Source organism: Streptomyces sp. NBC_01089, from assembly GCF_045162975.1.
In the GTDB taxonomy this organism is placed as follows: Bacteria; Actinomycetota; Actinomycetes; order Streptomycetales; family Streptomycetaceae; genus Streptomyces.
Genome location: NZ_CP108660.1, coordinates 3,965,372 through 3,984,493 on the forward strand (window position 1 = coordinate 3,965,372; position 19,122 = coordinate 3,984,493).

The 19,122-nt window shown below is 69.8% G+C and carries 19 protein-coding genes and 1 pseudogene; 10 read left to right on the plus strand and 10 right to left on the minus strand.

The features are described 5' to 3' along the window. Positions 1–346: 346 nt before the first annotated feature. The 4 genes from OG510_RS17510 to OG510_RS17525 form a co-directional block, all read right to left on the minus strand. A complete protein-coding gene (locus OG510_RS17510; RefSeq protein ID WP_406142430.1) occupies positions 347–955 on the minus strand; it encodes a hypothetical protein in 609 nt (202 codons plus the stop codon). A gap of 309 nt (positions 956–1,264) precedes the next feature. Next, a complete protein-coding gene (locus OG510_RS17515) occupies positions 1,265–1,465 on the minus strand; it encodes a hypothetical protein (RefSeq protein WP_406137904.1) in 201 nt (66 codons plus the stop codon). Positions 1,466–1,578: 113 nt separating this feature from the next. Continuing rightward, on the minus strand, positions 1,579–2,223 hold the full coding sequence (locus OG510_RS17520; RefSeq protein WP_406137906.1) for an SMI1/KNR4 family protein: 645 nt from the start codon (positions 2,221–2,223) through the stop codon (positions 1,579–1,581). A gap of 211 nt (positions 2,224–2,434) precedes the next feature. Then, a complete protein-coding gene (locus OG510_RS17525; RefSeq protein WP_406137907.1) occupies positions 2,435–2,662 on the minus strand; it encodes a hypothetical protein in 228 nt (75 codons plus the stop codon). Positions 2,663–2,813: 151 nt separating this feature from the next. Here OG510_RS17525 and OG510_RS17530 point away from each other — a divergent pair, with 151 nt between their 5' ends. Next, positions 2,814–4,838: a hypothetical protein gene (locus tag OG510_RS17530; protein ID WP_406137908.1), complete on the plus strand. Its 2,025-nt coding sequence runs from the start codon at positions 2,814–2,816 to the stop codon at positions 4,836–4,838. Positions 4,839–4,846: 8 nt separating this feature from the next. Then, a complete protein-coding gene (locus OG510_RS17535) occupies positions 4,847–5,218 on the plus strand; it encodes a hypothetical protein (RefSeq protein WP_406137910.1) in 372 nt (123 codons plus the stop codon). A 168-nt stretch (positions 5,219–5,386) separates the two neighbouring features. Here the strand turns inward: OG510_RS17535 and OG510_RS17540 are convergent, their stop codons facing one another. From OG510_RS17540 to OG510_RS17560, 5 genes are all read right to left on the minus strand, one after another. Further along, on the minus strand, positions 5,387–7,093 hold the full coding sequence (locus OG510_RS17540; protein ID WP_406137911.1) for a hypothetical protein: 1,707 nt from the start codon (positions 7,091–7,093) through the stop codon (positions 5,387–5,389). Between the two features lie 332 nt (positions 7,094–7,425). After that, positions 7,426–7,662, minus strand: coding sequence for a hypothetical protein (locus OG510_RS17545; protein ID WP_406137913.1), 237 nt, complete (start codon positions 7,660–7,662; stop codon positions 7,426–7,428). Next, positions 7,659–8,702: a SulP family inorganic anion transporter gene (locus tag OG510_RS17550; protein ID WP_406137915.1), complete on the minus strand. Its 1,044-nt coding sequence runs from the start codon at positions 8,700–8,702 to the stop codon at positions 7,659–7,661. Before OG510_RS17550 ends, OG510_RS17545 begins: the two co-directional genes overlap by 4 nt. Next, positions 8,681–8,980, minus strand: a complete 300-nt coding sequence (locus OG510_RS17555) for a SulP family inorganic anion transporter (protein ID WP_406137916.1) — start codon at positions 8,978–8,980, stop codon at positions 8,681–8,683. Before OG510_RS17555 ends, OG510_RS17550 begins: the two co-directional genes overlap by 22 nt. A 78-nt stretch (positions 8,981–9,058) precedes the next feature. Continuing rightward, positions 9,059–9,184 (minus strand): hypothetical protein, encoded by a 126-nt coding sequence (locus OG510_RS17560; protein ID WP_406137918.1) that lies wholly within the window; start codon positions 9,182–9,184, stop codon positions 9,059–9,061. A 484-nt stretch (positions 9,185–9,668) separates the two neighbouring features. Between OG510_RS17560 and OG510_RS17565 the strand changes: the two genes are divergently transcribed. Together OG510_RS17565 and OG510_RS17570 are read left to right on the plus strand one after the other, a co-directional pair. Next, positions 9,669–10,019 (plus strand): GAP family protein, encoded by a 351-nt coding sequence (locus tag OG510_RS17565; RefSeq protein ID WP_406137919.1) that lies wholly within the window; start codon positions 9,669–9,671, stop codon positions 10,017–10,019. Positions 10,020–10,071: 52 nt separating this feature from the next. Further along, on the plus strand, positions 10,072–10,506 hold the full coding sequence (locus OG510_RS17570) for a YidH family protein (RefSeq protein WP_406137920.1): 435 nt from the start codon (positions 10,072–10,074) through the stop codon (positions 10,504–10,506). A 172-nt stretch (positions 10,507–10,678) separates the two neighbouring features. Here the strand turns inward: OG510_RS17570 and OG510_RS17575 are convergent. Further along, positions 10,679–12,191: pseudogene (locus OG510_RS17575) on the minus strand (alkyl/aryl-sulfatase). A gap of 183 nt (positions 12,192–12,374) precedes the next feature. Between OG510_RS17575 and OG510_RS17580 the strand changes: the two are divergent. The 6 genes from OG510_RS17580 (at position 12,375) to OG510_RS17605 (ending at position 19,119) form a co-directional block, all read left to right on the plus strand. After that, the gene (locus OG510_RS17580) at positions 12,375–13,922 is read left to right on the plus strand and encodes a PepSY-associated TM helix domain-containing protein (protein ID WP_406137921.1); all 1,548 of its coding nucleotides are present in this window, start codon (positions 12,375–12,377) and stop codon (positions 13,920–13,922) included. Continuing rightward, positions 13,919–14,695: a DUF5134 domain-containing protein gene (locus OG510_RS17585; protein WP_406137922.1), complete on the plus strand. Its 777-nt coding sequence runs from the start codon at positions 13,919–13,921 to the stop codon at positions 14,693–14,695. The genes OG510_RS17580 and OG510_RS17585 overlap by 4 nt, the downstream gene beginning before the upstream one ends. A gap of 295 nt (positions 14,696–14,990) precedes the next feature. Continuing rightward, positions 14,991–15,161, plus strand: a complete 171-nt coding sequence (locus tag OG510_RS17590; RefSeq protein WP_406137924.1) for a hypothetical protein — start codon at positions 14,991–14,993, stop codon at positions 15,159–15,161. Next, the gene (locus OG510_RS17595; RefSeq protein WP_406137925.1) at positions 15,161–17,614 is read left to right on the plus strand and encodes a heavy metal translocating P-type ATPase; all 2,454 of its coding nucleotides are present in this window, start codon (positions 15,161–15,163) and stop codon (positions 17,612–17,614) included. The genes OG510_RS17590 and OG510_RS17595 overlap by 1 nt, the downstream gene beginning before the upstream one ends. 34 nt (positions 17,615–17,648) lie before the next feature. Further along, positions 17,649–18,152 (plus strand): copper chaperone PCu(A)C, encoded by a 504-nt coding sequence (locus OG510_RS17600; RefSeq protein WP_406137927.1) that lies wholly within the window; start codon positions 17,649–17,651, stop codon positions 18,150–18,152. 190 nt (positions 18,153–18,342) lie between these two features. Then, positions 18,343–19,119: a hypothetical protein gene (locus tag OG510_RS17605; protein ID WP_406137929.1), complete on the plus strand. Its 777-nt coding sequence runs from the start codon at positions 18,343–18,345 to the stop codon at positions 19,117–19,119. Positions 19,120–19,122 lie beyond the last annotated feature (3 nt).

The window sequence follows — 19,122 nt, forward strand, 5'->3', positions numbered from 1 at the left end:
CGGAGTGGCCCTGAGTGGGCGTCACATTGCCCTGATCTTCGCAGGAGACGAAGGTCGCCGTAGCATCGCTGTTGATCTGGACGATCACCTTGCAGCAGCGATTTACTCCGTGATGCGGTCCTTGTTGTCCACCAATTCCTGTGAGACACAGAGGGCGGGCGGCCGCGTCGCAGGCACAATGGAATGCGGTCAGGGCCTCAGTGTCCCGACGGTTGAGCGGGGCGGTAATGAACTCCGGTACGGACAGGACCGAGCTGTCGGCTCCACAGGAAACCTGCCCTGTACGACCATTCCTCTGCTGTGCTTTGGCGTTGGCCGATGGGGCAGGCTGCCGGTGTCGTCCGAGTCACGCTGCCAGGAGTACTTCGCATGGACAGTGGCGGAATTCCAGGCCGAGCTCGTGGTCCACAGCCGCGCTCGAACGTGTGGCGGCTTCGGCCACCTTCTCCCAGGAGCCGTACTTCGCGTAGAGCTGGTCCGGTGTCGGGCCGAGCGGGTTGCCGTACTTTTTCTGGTTGCGTGCCTCCAGTTCCGCGACCTGTTCGGGAGTCATGCCGGCGCGCACGACATCCTTGGCGTCGTTGCGCATCCGGCTCAAGGTGCGGGCAATGTCCTCCTCCGAGCGCCCGTCGGCACGCATGGCGCACTCTTTCCGCTCCATGTCCTCAAGGAGGTGGTGGTAGCGCATCCGTTGATCACGGGAGACCTCGCGTTCCTGCGGGGTCTCGCTCCGGATCAGGCACACGACCGGTTCCGGGCTGCTGCAGGGTCCGTGGTTCGGGGCCGCCTGGGAAACAGGGGCGACGATGACCGAACCGCAGCCGGCCAACGATCGGCACGAATGCGCCACGTGCTCGGTGGCAGAGGCGGGCTGAAGGGGGAGGATGACGGCTTGGGCGAGCACCAGCGCGGGAACCACGCGACCTGCCAGCACACGCAGACTGACTAGTGACATGCGCTCATCGTTGGGGTGGACCACGGCCAGATCGAAGGACGGCGCGGCCGAAGTGGCCCTGACAGGCGTCAACTTCACTCAGCAGAGTGAAGCGAAGGAAACGAGGGCCCGACAAGCCCAGCCCGTGTGTGGAGAACGTACTGCTCGGCCTGGCTCGCGAGTGAAAGGAGCGAGGCCACTGGCCCAACCTCACGCGGTACGGACGTCTCCCACTACGCACGACAGTCACTGGTCACTGTCAACCGGAGGCCCGGGCCGGGCCGGGCCAGCCTCCGGAGACATAGCTTGTCTTAGGAGGCAGGGGTGGGCTCAGCGCCACGGGAAGAAGTGGATCAGCAATGGGTAGAAGCAGAATGACCCCAGGTGCGTAACGGTCATTTTGACGGTCCGTGCGACGCGGCGAGCCGTTCGCTTCGGTGCGGTCAGACGTACCTGGCCGATGCTCAGATCGACGTACGCACGGCTCTTGTTCTGCCTCTCCCGGTGGCGGGAGGTCTTCTTCGCGGACACAGTTCTTCTCCTGTCGTTCGGTGACGGACAGGAGTTTCGAGCAGGCGGGGGTTAGCGGCGCAACCCCCGGCTCGCGGTCGGCCCCGCGGAGCGCGCGCTGTCCCCCTGCTGCGTCATGGCCGATGCAAGGTCCGGTTACTGCGCAGCGGCACGAAGTCCCAGGCCAGCCTCTGGTTCTCGTCCACTACGGGTGTGTAGTTGTTGAGGGGCTGGTTGGTCTCGAGAGACGTGGCGATCGCCTCCATGAGCACCGGCAGGGATCCCCACATGTCATGTGAATCTCGCCAAATGCCCTCCTCGGCCTCGGCTCGGTGGATCCGGCCCCGGTCGATCTCGGGGCGATGGTCCAGCACGAGGCTCTCCCCGCAGAGGTCCCGCGCGATGGGTATCAACTGCGGGTGCCCGTAGAGGACGTGACTGCTCCCGATCTTCATGAAGCGGTAGTCCGCTTCATCTCCTTCCTCATCCGCCGTGCGCTTGTCGAAGAAGCCGTTGAAGCGTTTCCACTCATTCGCGATCTCACGTGCGCCCATCGGCCGGTAGGAGCCCGGCAACAGCGAGCTCCGTAGATCGGGAAGACCGTCGTGCCGCAGCAACGACAACACCAGGGGCTTCAAGAGCGGCCGCCCGATGACACGTTCGGTCGCGGCGATGTCCGCCGGATCCGCGGGCGGCGCCAGCGCGGCGTAGGTCGCCCGCGCGTGCCTGGCCAGCCAGTTCTCGATTCGCGTCCATGACTCATTGATCGGCGCCGTCATGGCACGGGATCCTGCCACCTGCTACTGACAATCCCCGGGGACAGCCGGACGGTGGACGCCTTGCCGGCGCACCCGGCTGGGGCTTCTCTCCACAACAAGCGACGCGGGACGGCCCGCGCGGCACCGGGGCGTGGTTTGACGGGAGCCTGAAGGCGCCGTGATGTCAAAGGCGATGAGACCGGTCTCCTGCCGAGCGAGCCGAGCACGATCCTCACTGCTGCGGACGGCTCCGCTCTTTCAGTTTCCGCTGGCGGCCGTGGCCGGTAGCCGCGAACAGGACAGTGGCAAGGGCAACCAGGCCCACCCCGAACAGCAGGTGGGACAACCAGGACCACCACGGGTCGTGATCAAGCAGAGAAATCACGATCACGGAGACTCCGACGACGAACGACGCCGCCATATAGGCCCGAACCCATCGTTGTGCAGAGCGGTTGGCCATGGCCCCCTCATGCGCTGTGAAGTCCCAGGTTTGTTAGGGACAGCGTTTCATGACCGCGAACCCGCCACACCCTCCGCGCCCAAGGAGCCGTTCACAGGTCTTGTACTGTCGTGGTTTCTTTCCGTGACGCCATGGCCAAATGGGGGCTCGTGTGTCGGTCATCATGGTTGCGGCAGCGATCTACGGAGTGCTGCAACTCGCCGTGATCGGCTCGCCGATGAGGTCCCTGCGGTTGTCGACCGTGGTGCTGACGGTCGCCGTCGGCGTGTACGGCAGCGGAGTTGTGGCCGCACTCATCGAACTCGGCTACGCCCACGCCGTGGCATCGAGCGCCACGCAGCCACTGGTCGAAGCCATGGGACGGGGCAGTTACACCGTCGTCCCCGTCGTGGAGGAGCTCGCCAAGCTCGCACCGCTACTTCTCGCCGGTCTCAACATCAAGATCCGCTACCAACTCGGCCTGACCGACTACGTGATCCTCGGCGCCGCCACCGGGGCCGGGCTCGGCCTGTACGAAGTGCTCCTCAGCCATCTTCTCGACGCCCAGCACGCCACCCCGTATCCCTACGGCGGCTGGATGCTGCCCGGGGGCCTCAGCCTCAGCTCCACGTACATACCCGACTGGCACACCGTACTGAGCACCTGGCTGCCGGCCTCGCTCGGCAGCCTGGACCTCAGCTTCACCCAGCCCAGCCTGGACACCAACCTCCACCTCGCCTGGGGAGCCATCGGAGCACTCGGCACAGGACTGCTGCTCCGGGGGCGCGGTTGGCGGCGCTTGTTCGGGCTACTTCCCATCGCCTACGCAATGGGCCACCACACCCTGGTCAACTACACCGGCAGCCGCGACGCCCAACCGCCTGGCTGGACAGCCTCCCTGCTCGGCACAGCCAACGACCTGGTCACATACGCACCGCTGGTCTGCCTGGCCACCGCCATGGCCCTGGACTTCGCCCAGTTGCAGCGCAGCAAGCAGGCCATGCCCGCCGTGCTCCTGAACGCAGAGCGGACCGGGAACGCAGCCATCGGCCCTCTCACCGCGTTCAGCGCCCGGTGCCCGCCATGGACAGCGCTGGTCGCCCTCCGCTTCGCCCGCATGCGCAGATCCCTCCTCTACGCCGCCGGACGCACCGAACCCGGACGCCTCGAACTGCTGCATGCCGCGGTCGCAGGGACGGCCGCACGGATCGACGCAGTCAGCCAGGACATTGCGTGGGATACGGGGCGAATACGGGCGTACCTCAAGGAAGTTCGCCACAGCAACCCGTGGCGAAGGCGCTGGCCACTTCTGGCCGTGCCCGTCATCCTGATGCTGCCGTCTCTGCTCTTCCTGGGCCTGGGCTCATTCACCTCCACCAAGGGCCTTCAGAAACACTTCACCACCGGCGCAGGCCAAACGTTACTGATGTGGTTCGGCATAGCCGCACTCATCTGGGCCCTCATCCAACTGGCGCTCCTGCTGCGGGCGTGGCGGGCCGCCTCGCGACAACCGCTTGCCGAGCCGCAAGCGGCCTTGCGGCTACGCGTGTTCACCGCCACTGGGTGCATTCTCACCACTGGCCTGCTCCTCGCAGCTCACTATCGCGGCACTCCCCTGGGGGGTAACGTCACCGATTCCCGCGCGATGCTGCTAGCGGGCCTGGAAAACCTCGAACTTTACGCTGGTATCGCCCTCACCATGCTCGCCCTCGCCGCCCTGATCATGCTCTTCCCACCCGGCGGCCTCGCACTCGCCGGAGGCGGCATCCTCGCCGGCGCCGCATCAGTGGATGCTGTTCAGGTCGCCGCGCTGGGGGGAGCCGGTATCGCCCTCATGGCACAGGGCGCCCAGAGCGGCACCGACGGCGAGCCATCCACTGCGGACTCCAGCGGCAGCCAGCAGCCCAGCACCGAGCCCGACGCCATCGGCGGCCAACGAACGGCATCCGGAATCAGAGAGTGGGCCCGGGAACAAGGATGGACAGAGACACAGACGGAGAACGGACCACCCAAGTTTACTGATGAGAATGGGGTCGTGCGCGTCACTTTGAAGCAAGGCAGTGGCCGCGCGCCTGGCAGCGCTGATCCCCATGTAGAGATCAGGAACGCCAACGGCGAACGCATCGACCCCGAGGGGAACCCGGTGACTCGAAAGAGTGTAGGGAACCACACCGCGATAACCTGGGACCTTCCATAAGGAGAAAAATGCTTGACTACCCCAGCCTCGACGGATTCGAGAACGTCTATCTCGAGGACAGTTTCGTGCTGGGCATCACGGCTTCCCCCGGGCGGCTGACGTTGGAACTCGATCTGATTCTCACCCCCGGCCACCCTGCCTACACGACTCCTGCGCCCGGTGAGCAGCACTGCTACGCCAGGGCGACGATTGAGTTCTTGAACGTCCGGCGCCTCGAGTGGACAGAGCAGGGAACTCCCCCTGCCGTGGATGCGTCGGGATCCTTGGACTACGGGGGAGTCGACGCTCTCCATTGGAACGGAACGGAATTCCACCTGGAAGGCGACTGGGGGAAGGTCAACGTGGAGTCTTCACTGCCGGTCATCCAATTCCACAGCTGACCGAACGATCCGAATTATCTCGTCGCCCGCACTTGCGAGCCTCCTCAAGCCAAGGAGCTGGGGGCTTCGCCGTTATGTGGGCTCTCGCACAGGATGCCTTCGTGGACACATCCGACGCGGGTCAACGCACTTGGCGGGTGTGAGGGTGCCGCACCACAGTCGCCGGTGTCAGGGGCAAGAGGTGCCAGTCACCGGGTAAAGGGAGACATCCTCGGCTCTCATCCGGACAGCATGCTCGGCAGAAAGGCGGCCGCGCTTGGGAGATGGGTCCCACACCCACAAGTCGTCGCCTTCCCTGGGAAAGGCCAGAACCGGCCGACTCGTCGGGGGCGGCCCCGGTTGGACGGAGATCGGTTTGCCTGACTCCACCGGTTGTACACAGACCAGCCGACCGTTCAAGCCGAAGTATCCCGGTGGCTGCTCGCCCCTGGACGCAGCCATGTACGTGCGCTCTGCTTCGGCCTGCACTTCTTTCAGGGTCTTGTCCGTCACCCCAAGGACGGCGATCAGGACGACGAAGGGCAACATCGTGTTCAACATGGCGCTCTGCGAGATGTGCAGGTTGAAGTACTTGGCCCATCCGTAGAGAGACACGTAGAACAGTGTGATCGCGAATATCAGCGCCACCGGCTTGAGTGCTACGAAGTAGCGCCAATAGAAGGCGACGTGTACAGATGACTCCGGAATTCCCAGCACGTCCTCGAGGTAGGCGGTGTGGAGGAAGGAGCCGACCCAGGGGAGCACGAACGGAAGTGGTGCCAGGAGCACAGGCAGGAGCAGCAGCAGATTACGGCTCAACCACGAGCGGGTGAAGGCGTGCCAGCAACCAATGGCCATCGCCAGCAACAGCAGCGCCTGAAGAGCCCCCCGGGCCTGGGCTCCGAGCCCGCCAGGACTATTTACCAGCCACTGGTACGAAACTCCCGTGAAACTACCGACCACGAACATGCCCCACATGAGCCGTAGCAGTCGGGGTCGCGACTCATTAGACGTGATCCAGTATCCCACTGGCACGGAGGACATGAGGGGGGCCAACAGGGCCAAGAACCGCCACCGTGAGGAGAGCGAGGCGAGCATCCAGGCACACATCAGCGGGATCAATATGACCAGGAGTGACAACGTCACTGGCTCAAAGCGCCGAGGGCCAGCCCCCCGCGAGAAGGATCTTCCTGTCCCCGACCTCGGGCTCGGCCCAATGGGCAGCCGTAGGTCATAGAGTTCCTCGTCGAAGGCCGAGGCCCCATGCGTGAGGTCTGCCCACCGCTCCTTCACTCTTGTCTTCAGCTGCTCGCCATCCTCTTCGGGAATCAGGGGGACGGTCAGCACATGCCCCGTGTCGGCCCCGCCCATGGCCTCCCAGTGGCGCCACAGCCAGCGGCAAACTCTTCCGGAGCCCTGCGGCATCCTCCGCACCACCCGAACCAGGGTGGTGCCCCGCTCGTCCTCGTGCCGGACGAGTTGCGCCTCCCGGACCCGAAATCCGACTGGAGGCTTTCTGAGCGAGCGGACCGCTTGGTCGCGCACCGCGCCGACCGCCGTCCTTCGCTGGCCGTCTGCGAGGGCATCCACCACCAAGGCGACACGCCCGTCCGCCACACTCAGTCTGTCGTGCGGCAGCGCAAACCTGACCTTCCAGCCCCGCCGGCTCCCGAGCACCTCGATCGCTCGCTCCGCCTCATCCGGGTCATTGGGCCCTTCGATGATCAGCCGGACGCGCTGAGTAGCGGTAGTGAGCACTCCGATCTCCGCTCCGCTGGGCGCCCCGTCGCCGGGCCCGGTTGTCCCGGGCTCCCCTCTCTGCGGCGGCACCGGCGTCTGCAGGCGCGCACGGCGGGAACGCCACGCCTGTACTGGGAAGTTCAGAAGCCCCGCCATGTTGTCTCCTCATACTTCGGTGAGAGCAAAGGAGAAATACTGGCAGTAGGCACTGACAAGGCCCTGTCGGACAGTGATCCAGCTGCCGGATTTCCGGGCGAAGCCGCTACAGTCGGTCGAGCTACGATGGACGGCCCTTCGTCACCGTCACTCACTCAACGGCCAAGGCTCCGACAATCGGCCTGAGCCTCGTCCACTGGCCGTTGGCCGTTGCCAGGCCAGTCAGCGACCCGCATCATCGGTGCCCCGTCCCCTTGTCGTGGCTGTGACGGCTTCTTCGACCGTTGTATGGAGTCCCCGTGGGCCCAGTTTGCCGGCGAGTGGGTGGTGCATCAGGTCCGCTCGGGCCCGGGCGCGTAACCGGGCCAGGTGGAGGGGATGTCGCTGCGGGTGAGTTCCTCGTGCAGTTCGTCGAGTACGTCGAGGACCGGGACGCCCAGGTGGAAGCTGGTGCCGATGTCCAGGACCACCGCGTGCGGGGGTGGGTCAGTCTGTTTCAAGAGGGCCTTGATGCCGAGCCTGGTGCGGCTGACATTGCCGAAGAAGAGGGCGCCGTCCGGCCGTGTCACGAGCACTCCGGGGGTGGTGAGGGCGGCGCTGTGTTCGGCGGTGTCTCCGTAGAGGTGGGTGCCGGGAGGTGGCCGAGTACGGCCAGGCGGGGGCGGCCGGCCGCGCCGATGAACAGTGCCAGCGACAGCGCCACGGCCAGCAGCAGGCCCGGCAGCAGATCGAAGAGGAGCACACCGGTCAGTGCGGTGAGGGCCACCCAGCAGCTGGGGCGGTCCAGTTTCGCGTACCGGTGCAGTTCGCCGACTTTCAGGAAACCCCGTACGGCGACGATCACGATGGCGCCCAGGACCGGTTCGGGCAGGTCGGTGAACAGCGGGGTGAGGAACGCCCCGGTGACCAGGATCAGCAGGGCGGCGATCACGGACACCATCGGGCTGCGCCCGCCCGCCCCCTCGGCGGCGGCGCTGCGTGAGGCGCTCCCGGAGACCGTGTAGCCGCGGAAGAAGCCGACGGCGATGTTGCTCGCCCCGACCGCGATCATCTCGCGGTCGGCGTCGACGTCGTCGCCGTGCTCGCGGGCGAACCGGCCCGCGATGCTGAAGGCTTCCGCGAACACCATCAGGGCCACACCAGCCGCTCCGCCGCCCAGGAGCAGCCAGTCGTGGGCCGCGACGCCCGGCAGATGCGGCACGGGCACCGCTGAGGGGATCTTCCCGACGGTCTCCACCCCGTGGTGCTCCAGACCGGCCGCGGCGGACACCGCGAAACCCAGCGCCAGCACAAGCAGCGAGGCGGGCAGCCGGGGCATGTACCGCTCGAGCACCAGGAGCAGGGCGAGCGCCACCGCGCCCACGGCGAGGGTGGTGAGCGACCAGTCGGGGGCGCGGCGCAGCACCGTCCACAGCCGTTCGAAGAAGTTGCCGTCGCCGCTGGAGACTCCGGTGAGCTTCGCCACCTGCCGGACGATGATGGTCAGCGCCATGCCGAACAGGAAGCCCGCCAGGGCTGGTTCGGCCAGGAAGTTCGTGAGGAACCCGAGCCGGGCGAGCCCCGCCCCGATCAGGATGATCCCGACGATCAGCGCCGGCGCGGCCGACACCCGACGGCCGCCTCGGGATCGGAGCTGACGTCGGAGACGGTGGCCGCCGAGAGCACCGCGGCCGCCGAGGTCGCGCCGATGAGCAGAAACCGCGAGCGGCCGAGCAGCGCGTAGGCCAGCAGAGCTACCGGGGCGGCGTAGAAGGCGTTCTGCGGTGGCACTCCGGCGATCTGCGCGTACGCCACGCACTCGGGCACGATCAGCGCCCACGCGGTGAGCGCACCCAGCGCATCGCCCCGCAGCCACTTCCGCCGGTAGCCCCGCAGCCATCCGGCCACCAGCGGGGCAACCGGGCGCGTGCTTCAGCGGCGGGCCCGGCTCGCCCGGCTCCGTGTCCTCGTCGGCATCTGAGCGGTTCAGGGGGCGCCTCCGTTGCGCTGCCTCCTGGGGGCGGCCGGTGTCGGGACGACCGCGGTGAGGGGCCGGCGGCGGATGTCCATGCCGGACTTCGCCGGCCGCATCCGCGCTGCTGTCCCGTTCATGACCGCCTCCCTCGTCGTTCGGGTCAGTCAACGTCCGGTGCCCGCTCGGCGCATCTTGTTCCCGTTGTTCCTTGTTCCTGTTGTTCCCGTTGTTCTCGCGTCAGTTCCGCAGGATCAGTCGACGGCGGCAGCAGCCTTCACTCGCAGGGCCGGTCGGCCGGGTGGCGGTGCGCAGCGCGTTCGCTGAACGTGGGGGCATGCGAGGAAACACGGCCCTGCCGTCGGCCCCACCGCCGGCCGCGACCGGGACCGGGCGTGGTTCCGGGCCTGGACGTGGGCCCGGGCCCGGACACGGCCGCGGTGTTCGTCCTGCGGCGTTGCGGCCGGTGGGCAGCGGTGGGTGACGCGGTCGGGCAGATGCCGGCTTCGGCGGTCGGCATCGCCATCAGCCCGTTGCCGCTGATCGCGGTGATCTTGATGCTGGCCACGCCGAAGGGGCGCGGCAACGGCACGGCGTTCGCCATCGGGTGGATCGCCGCGCTGGATGGGGGCCGTCGACCGCTTCACGCCCGTCAAGTCCGCGGGGCTCGCGGTGGCGCTGGCGGTCGCCAACCCCAAGAACCTCGTACTCGCCGTCGGGAGCGCCGTCTCGATTGCGGCCTCCGGCGCGAGTACCGGCGGCAAGACCGTCGCGGCCGTCCTGATGGTGCTCATCGCGTCGCTGTGCACGCTGCTGCCGCTGGGTGTGTATCTGCTCGGCGGCCGGCGTTCGCAGACCGTGCTGGGCGAGTGGCGTACGTGGATGGCCCGGCACAACGCGGCGATCATGACCACCCTGCTGGTCGTACTCGGCGCCAAGTACGTCGGCGACGCGATCAGCGGCCTGGCCGGATGAGGCCCGGTGTGAGCGCCGCCGTGCCGGTTCCCGTGGGCGGGGGCGACCGCTGATGCCGCCCGACTCCCCCGGCCCCGGCCCCGGTTCCGGCCGCGATCCCGGTCCCCCTGCGGATCCGGGTGACAGTTCCCCGCCCCCTGGCGCCCCGTGGTGGCAGCGCGGCGGGGAGCCCGACTACCGGGCCACGCTGGCCAACGAGCGCACCCTGCTGGCCTGGTTCCGTACGGCGCTGGCCCTGCTGGCCGCATCGTTCGTCGTCGTCCAGCTCACGGACATCGCCCCGCGCGCCCTGCGTCTTGCGCTGGCGGGGTACCTCATCGCGCTGGCGACCGGGGTCACGGTCACCGGCTACCTCCAGTGGCGTACCCGCCAGGCCCGGATGCGCGGACGCCAGCCACTGGGCCGCGGCACGAGCGCGCCCCTGCTGGCTCTGGCCCTGCTGCTGCTCGCCGGGTTCGTCGTCGTGGTCACGGTGCTGGCGCCCTGAACCGATGCCTGAATCGATGTCTGAATCGGTGTCTGAATCGGTGTCTGAATCGATGTCTGAACTGACCCCCTGAACCGATCCCTGAACTGACGCCATCTCCTGATCCGATGCCTTGATCCGATGCCGTGGGCGGGCCCCGGGCGCTGGGGCCGCCGCCCGTACGGACAGCAGGTCAGGGCGTGACGATCGGGAAGTTCGGGTCGGGGGTGTCCAGGAGCGCGACGAGACGTTCCAGGGTCCCGGGGTCCCCCTGGACCGTGACGCCGTCCAGGCCCTGGCCCGCGAGGACACCGAACAGCCGGGGCCGGTCGAGGGCCAGTGTGAGATCGGCCGCCGGGGCAGGAGGCGGTGCCCCCGCCGTCGTGCGGTAGGTGAGGGCGCCGTTGGAGAGGGCGAGGTGCCAGGTGCGGTCGTGGTCGGTGAGGTGCCAGGCCATCGTGAGGGTGGTGTCCCAGGCGCGGGGGCCGTCGATACGGATGGCGAGGGAGTCGATGATCTGGCCGACGGTGAGGGCCATGGCCAGCTCGGGGTTGGTGAGGTCGATGCCCGCGGTCGCGGTGGTGCCGCGCAGTTCCATGGCACCGGTGAGGTAGAAGTTGCGCCAGGTGGCGTTCTCCGCGCCGTGGCCGAGCCGGTCGTAGACGTCGGCGAGGGCCTCACGGGCGCCGGTGTGGCCCGGTTCGGCGAAGACAGCGTGGTTGAGGAGGGTCGCGGCGAAGCGTAGGTCGCCCTCCTCGGCATAGCTGCGGCCCTTGGCGACAAGGGCGTCGGTGCCCCCGTAGTCGGCGGCGAACCGCTTGGCGGTCTCGGTCGGCGGGTGCTCCCACAGATGGGCGGGGTTGCCGTCGAACCAGCCCATGTACCGCTGGTAGATGGCCTTGACGTTGTGGCTGACGGAGCCGTAATAGCCGCGCGCCGTCCAGGACTTCTCCCCTGCGCCTGCTCAACCAGGGCCTGACCGGGCCCGAGGCGTAGAGGTCGCGCTGTGTGGTGAGGCAGTCGGTGAGTTCGCTCTCGCCCCAGGTGGGCCAGTGGTGGGAGGCGAACACGACGTCGGCCTGGCCCTGGAACATCACCGGGGCCTCGTCGAGACAGTGCGCCCAGATACGGGAGTCCCGTACGACCGCGCCGCGCAGGGTCAGGACGTTGTGCAGGGTGTGGGTGGCGTTCTCGGCCATGCACAGGGCCCGGTGGCCGGGGAAGAGGAAGTTCATCTCCGACGGGGCCTCGGTGCCCGGGGTGAGCTGGAAGACGATCCGTACGCCGTCGAGGGTCAGCTCCTGACCGGCCTTCTCGATGTCCACGGTCGGGGCGACCAGGCTGATGGTGCCCAGTGAGGTGACACTGCCCAGGCCGCAGCCGACCTGCCCGGTGGGGCTCTTGGGCAGGCGCACGCCGTACATGAAGATCCCGCGCCGGGACATGGCGTTGCCCGCGTAGACGTTCTCCGCCACGGCGTGCTCCAGGAATCCGGCCGGCGCCACGACGGGGATACCGGTGGTGCCGTGCGGCACGATGGCGCGGGAGCCGCCGAAGTGGTCGCCGTGGGAGTGGGTGTAGATCATGGCGGTCACCGGGCGCCCGCCCCGGTGCGCGCGGTACAGGGCCAGTCCGGCCGCTGCGGTCTCCATGGACATCAGCGGGTCGATCACGATCACGCCGCGCTCGCCCTCGACCAGGGTCATGTTGGAGATGTCCAGGCCGCGGATCTGGTAGATCCCGTCCGTGACCTCGTACGGCAGGAGCCGTACCGAGAGGTGACGTACGGAGAGGTGACCGCCCTCACGTCCGGCCCGGGGGAACTCACCGGCCCAGCGGGCCGACTCCTGTGCGAGAACCGTCCCCGGTGCCCGTACGAGGAAGCCCCCATGCCCGAGACCGCTCCTGCCGTCCCTCCGTCCCCTTCTCCTCCCTCTCCTTCTCCTCCCTCCCTTTCTCCACCGTCCCCTTCTCCACCGGCAAGGCGCATACCCGCCGGCCGGTCGCCGTCCCTTCCCCCCGTGGACGAGGGGGTGGAGCCGCCCGGCCGCCCGGGTGTGTGGAGCGGGCTGCGTCCTCTGCTGCTGCGGCTGCATTTCTACGCGGGCATCCTGATCGGGCCGTTCCTGCTGACCGCCGCCGTCACCGGCCTGCTGTACACGGCGACTCCGCAGATCGAGTCCGTGGTGTACGGGCACGAACTGAAGGTCGGCGCGCGGGGTGCGGCGGAACCGCTCGCCAAGCAGGTCGAGGCGGCGCGCGCCGCCGTCCCCGGCGGTCGTCTCGTGTCGGTGACCCTGGGCGCGGGCGCCACCGACAGCACGCGGGTGGCCTTCGACGTACGGGGGCTGCCGGAGGGGGACACACGGACCGCCTTCGTGAATCCGTACAGCGGTGAAGTCCTGGGCACCCTGCGTACCACCGGGGAGTGGCTGCCGGTCCGCGCGTGGTTCGACAGCCTGCACCGCACGCTGCACCTCGGCCCCTTCGGCCGCAACTACAGCGAACTGGCCGCCAGCTGGCTGTGGGTGGAGGTGGCCGGCGGGCTCGCCCTGTGGCTCGGCGCACCCCGCAACCGGCAGCGGCTGCGCAAGCTCTTCGTCCCGCGCCGGAGCCCCGGGGGCCGTGGACGCACACTGTCCTGGCACGGTGCCGTCGGGCTCTGGGTGTCCGCCGGGTTTCTCGCGCTGTCGGCCACGGGGCTGACGTGGTCGGTGCACGCGGGGGCGAACATCGGGAAGATCCAGGACTCGCTGGGCGGCAGCACACCCGCCGTCACCACCGCCATCGGCCACACCGGCGGCGATCGTGCGGGGGCGGGGCACAGGTCCGGGGCCGCGCCCCATTCCGCGTCCGGGTCCGCCGGCGGCTCCGCCTCTCGCAAGGACGTCGGTATCGATGCCGTGGCCCGGGCCGCTCGCGAAGCCGGGCTGCACGGCAAGCTCGTCATCACACCGCCCGCCGACGCCAGGAGCGCCTACGTCGTCAAGGAGAACACCCGGCGCTGGCCCGAACTGCAGGATTCCGTGGCGGTCGATCCCGCGAACGGCAAGGTCACCGCGGCCCTCCGCTTCGACGACTATCCCGTCCTCGCGAAGCTCACCCGCTGGGGCATCGACGCCCATATGGGCCTGCTCTTCGGCCTCGCCAACCAGATCGTGCTGGCGCTCATCGCCGTCGCACTGATCGGCATCGTGCTGTGGGGCTACCGGATGTGGTGGCTGCGCAGGCCCGCCCGGGCCACCGGACCGCGTCCCGGACGCCTCCCGGTACGCGGGGCCTGGCGCCGGGTACCGGGCAAGGTGATGGCGCCATTCGTGGTGGTGGCCGCCGTCATCGCCTACTACCTGCCTCTTTTCGGACTGCCCCTCGCCTGCTTCCTGCTCATGGACCTCGTGATCGCGGACGTACGCCGCCGTAAGGAGACCGCGCGATGATCGCCGCCACCGGACTGCGCTGGATCATGACCGTGCTCTTCTGCGCGCTCACCCTCTACGGACTGTGGCGCGCCCTCGCCTCCGGGTCCGCGCACGCGCACGGGTCCGCGCATGGGCCCGCGCACGCCCACGGGCCCGCGCACGCCCACGGGTCCGCGCACGCGCACGTCGGGCACCCGTGGGTGGCGCGGCTCGCGCACATCCTGCATGCCGTCATGGCCCTGGCGATGCTCGCGATGGTGTGGCCCTGGGGGATGGGCCTGCTCGTCGTTCCCCAGGTGGTGTTCTTCTCGCTCGCCGCCGTCTGGTTCCCCCTGGCGGCCGTGGCCTGGCCGGGAGAGCCGGCGCGCGGCCGAGCACTGGTGAGTGTCCTGCCGCATGCCGTGATGACCGGGGCGATGGCGTGGATGGTCGCGGCGATGGCCTGGAGCACGTCCATGGGCTCGATGGGCGGCGGGGGCGGGTCGATGGCGGACATGCCCGGGATGGACATGCAGGGGATGGACATGTCCGGCTCCGGTGCGGCGGGCGCGATGGAGCTGACCGGCGCGGGTGACCGGTGGAGCGCCGGAGTCCTCGCGTTCGTCCTGCTGGCACTGGCTCTGTGGTGGCTGACCCGGGGCTTCGACACCGGCCGGCTCGGGCCCCGCCCGGATGCGGACGGTGTCGCCCCGGACGGTGTCGCCCCGGACGATGCCCGGGGCGCGCTCGACCTCGGCTGCCACGGGGCGATGGCCCTGGGGATGGCGGTGATGTTCGTCGTCATGGTGTGAGGGGTGCCGCCGGGGCCTGATGTCCCTGGTGCCCCTGATGCCCCTGAGGTGGCTCAGGTCACTCGTCCGCGCGGGAACTGGTGCCCGCTGCGGGCCGACCACTGGTCCGTACAGCCGCGCCCCCTCGCGCGCGGCCCGCACCCCAGCCGGAGCCACATCCATGGACCACTCCGTAACGCCCTCCCCAACTCCCTCCCCGGGACGGCGTTCTTCCCTCTCCGCCCCGCGTCTCTCCACCCCGTCTCTCTCCGCCCCGCGTCTCTCCGCCCCGTCTCCGTCTCCGTACGCCGTGCTCGTGGGCTTCCTGTTGCTGCTGGTGGCCGCCTTCACCGTGTCGTACGGAGTCGGGCACCTCACCGGTCCGGTCGCCCCCGACATGCACGGGGTCTCGCACCACGGAGCCTCGCGCCACGACGACCCGGGCATGGGGGACATGGGCGGCATGGGGCAGGGGGACGGTCACTGATGGCAACGGAGACCACGGCCCCACGGCCGATGCGCACGGCGGACCTGGCCGTGGGCGGGATGACCTGCGCCGCCTGCGTACGCCGGGTGGAGAAGAAACTCTCGGCGCTGGACGGCGTCACCGCCACCGTCAACCTCGCGACCGGGCGGGCCCGTGTTCAGTACCCGGCAGAACTCGGCACCGCGCCGCTGGTCCAGGCCGTCGAGAAGGCCGGGTACACCGCCCGCGCCGCCCCCGGCCGTAAGCACATGAACGAGTACGAGGACGGGCAGCAACGGCGCCAACAGGCCCTGCCGCAGCGGCTCGTGGTGACGGCGCTGCTCGCTCTCCCCGTGATGGCGCTCTCGATGGTGCCCGCGCTGCAGTTCCGCAACTGGCAGTGGCTGTGCTTCGTGCTCACCGCGCCGGTCGTGTTCTGGAGCGCCTTCCCCTTCCACCGGCGGGCGCTGCGCGGGCTCCGGCACGGTGCGGCGACGATGGACACCCTCGTCTCGCTCGGCGTCCTGGCCTCGTTCTCCTGGTCCGCGTACGCCCTCTTCATCGGCGGGGCCGGCGCCCCCGGCATGCGCATGCCCTTCACCCTGGTGCCCACCGCTTCCCAGGGCGTCGCGCACGTGTATCTGGAAGCGGCGGCAGGCGTCCCGCTCTCCGTGCTCATCGGCCGGTATCTGGAGGCCCGGGCGCGGCGGGGCACCTCAGCGGCCCTGCGCTCGCTCGCCGAGCTGGGGGCGAAGGAGGTGACGGTGCGCGACGGCGGTGCCGAGCTGCGGCTGCCGGCCGAACGGCTCGCCGTGGGGCAGGTCTTCGTCGTACGCCCCGGGGAGCGGGTCGCCACCGACGGCGAGGTCACGGAGGGCGCGTCCGCGGTCGATCTCTCCCTCGTGACGGGCGAGACGCGCCCCGTGGAGGTCGCCCCGGGTTCGGCGGTCACGGGGGGCGCGGTCAATGCCGGAGGTCTGCTGCTCGTACGGGCCACCGCCGTCGGAGCCGACACCCAACTCGCCCGTATCACCGCGATGGTGACGGAGGCTCAGGCGGGGAAGGCCCGTGCCCAGCGGCTCGCCGACACCGTGGCCGGGTCCTTCGTTCCCGTCGTGCTGATCCTCGCGGCCACCGTGCTCGGCTTCTGGCTGGGCGCCGGAGCCGACGTGCAGCCCGCGGTCACCGCGTGTGTGGCCGTGCTCGTCGTCGCCTGCCCCTGCGCACTCGGACTCGCCACCCCCACCGCCCTCATGGCGGCCACCGGACGCGGCGCGCAACTCGGCGTCCTGGTCAACGGCCCCCAGGCCCTCGAATCGCTCCGGCAGATCGACACCGTCGTCCTCGACAAGACCGGCACACTCACCTCCGGGCACCTCAGCGTGGCCCGGGTGACGGTCCGCGGTGACGGGCTCCCCGGTGCGGAGGTGCTGCGGCTGGCCGCTGCCGTCGAGAGCGGCTCGGAGCACCCCATCGGCCGCGCGATCGTCGCACACGCCGAGCGCGCCCTCGGCCCGGCGGCCGTACGGTCCGGTGTACTCACCGGCTTCGCCGCCACACCCGGCAGCGGTGTACGGGGACTTGTCGACGGCGCCCTCGTGGAGGCCCGCGCGCCGGAGGGTGACCTTCCGCCCGCGCTGGCCGCCGCGCTCACCGCCGCCGCGGAAGCCGCCCACACCCCCGTCGTGGTGGATGTCGAGGGACGGCCCGAGGCGGTCATGGCCCTCGGCGACGTGGTGCGGCCCGGCAGCTACCACGCCGTGGACCGGCTGCGCCGCCTCGGTGTGCGGCCGGTCCTGGCCACGGGCGACCAGGAGACCCCGGCCCGCGCCATCGCGTCGCTGCTCGGCATCGACGAGGTGCACGCCCGGTGCACGCCCGAGCGGAAGGCGGTGCTCGTCCGCGAACTGCGGGAGAAGGGGCTACGGGTCGCGGTCGTCGGGGACGGCGTCAACGACGCGGCCGCGCTCGCCGGTGCCGACCTCGGCATCGCGATGGGCACCGGCACCGATGTCGCCATCGGGGCCGCCGATGTGACGCTCGTACGCGATGACATCGAGGCGCTCGCCGACGCGGTGCGGCTCGCCCGCCGCACCCTCGCGACCATCCGCGGGAACCTCCTGTGGGCCTTCGGCTACAACGCCGTCACCATCCCGCTCGCGATGGCCGGACTGCTCGACCCGATGCTCGCCGCCGCCGCGATGTCCCTCAGCTCCGTCCTGGTCGTCCTCAGCAGTCTCCGGCTGCGCCACTGGCAGCCCGCTCCTCCGCCGGCCCGGCGCCCGCGCTCGGCCGGGTCAGCTCCCGCGTCGTCCCGGCGCCCGCTCCCGCAGGACGGCCCCGCCTCGGCCGGGCACCCGATCTCCCGCACAGGCACAGGCACAGGCACAGGTTCCGGATCCGGCTCCGGCTCCGGATCCGGCACAGGCACAGGCTCCCGCTCCCGCTCCCGCTCCCGCAGGACCGTTCGGTGACTCCCGCTCCGTCTCCCGTAAGGAAGTACCGGCCGTGAAGAATCCCTTGCCCGCCCGGCTGCGTGACCCACTGGCCGCCGTCGGTGTGCCGGTGGCCGCCTGCGGGCTCGCCCTCGCGGGGCTCACCGCCTGGACCGCGCACGGCAACGCGGGCAGCCCCTCGCACATCGCCGTACCGGAAGGCCATGTCTTCCTCCGGCTCGGTGCGACGCCGGAGACCGCCGCCTTCTTCACCCTCACCAACACCGGGGGCTCGGACGACCGTCTCCTGTCGGTCACCTCCCCGCGTGCGGCCGTGCCACCTGCCCTGAGCCGGCACCGTATGACCCCGTCCGGGGCGTACCGGCAGCCCGTGACCACCGCGGCGGTTCCGGCCGGGGAAGGTCTCACCATGGCCCCGACCGGCATCGACGTCACGGTCCGCCCGAAGGGCGACTGGCGGGCGGGGGAGCACATCCCGTTCACCCTGCGCTTCGAACGCGCCGAGCCGGTCACGGTGTCGGCGACCGTCGTACGCCCCGGCCGGAACCCGGCGTGACCCGGTGCGGGCACGGTGCCGGAGGAGCGAGCTGCCCGCTCGGCCACTCGCCTTCCCGCCCTGTCACGGCCCCCTGCACATATGCCGTGTTCATGTGCTCCCGTACGCGTATCCGGCAATGGTGACGAGAGGCGCACCCAGGACACCCTGCCGTTCCCGATTCCGCCCCGCGATGGGAGGATGAGGGGCCATGGAGGCGGGGCGGATCGGGCGCGCGGCACGAGCGGCGATGTTCGCCGCTGTCTCCGTGACACTCGCCGCCGCAGGCCACGTGCTGATGTCCGGGGCGCCGCTGCCCTTCTGGGTGGTCGCCGCCGGCTTCCTGGCGGTGGCGGTTCCTGGCTGGTGGGCCGCCACACGAGAGCGCGGCATCTGGCTGGTGACCGGCCTCGCCGTCACGACGCAGGCGGTCCTGCACAGCGCATTCGCCACGGCACAGGGCCTGGTCGCCACGGCTTCCACCGCCGCCCCGGCCCGTACGGCACCACTGGTGGACAACCTCTGCTCGACTGGCCCGCTGCATGACATGGGCCACCACGCAGGCCACCTGGGGTACATGGGGCAAGCGGGCGACATGGACACCACGGAGCCCATGAGCCACATGAGCCACATGATGTCGATGAACCACATGGGCTCGATGGGGCACACGGGCTCCATGGGCTCCATGGGCTCCATGGGCCACGACATGGCGGGCATGTCCTCGACCGGCATGCTCGCCGCGCATCTCCTCGCCGCGCTCGTGTGCGGTGTATGGCTGGCCAGGGGTGAGCGGGCGGCCTTCCGGATCCTGCGGTCCGTGGCCGCCTGGCTGCTGACCCCGCTTCAGGGGCCCCTCACCGCGCCGGTCCCGCCCCCGCGTCCTCGCGCGAGAGCGCGCCGGGGCCTCAGCGACCGGCTGCCGCGCGGGCTGTTGTGCACCCGCGACCTGGACCCACGCGGCCCGCCCGGGGGCCTTGCTGCTCTCTGACGC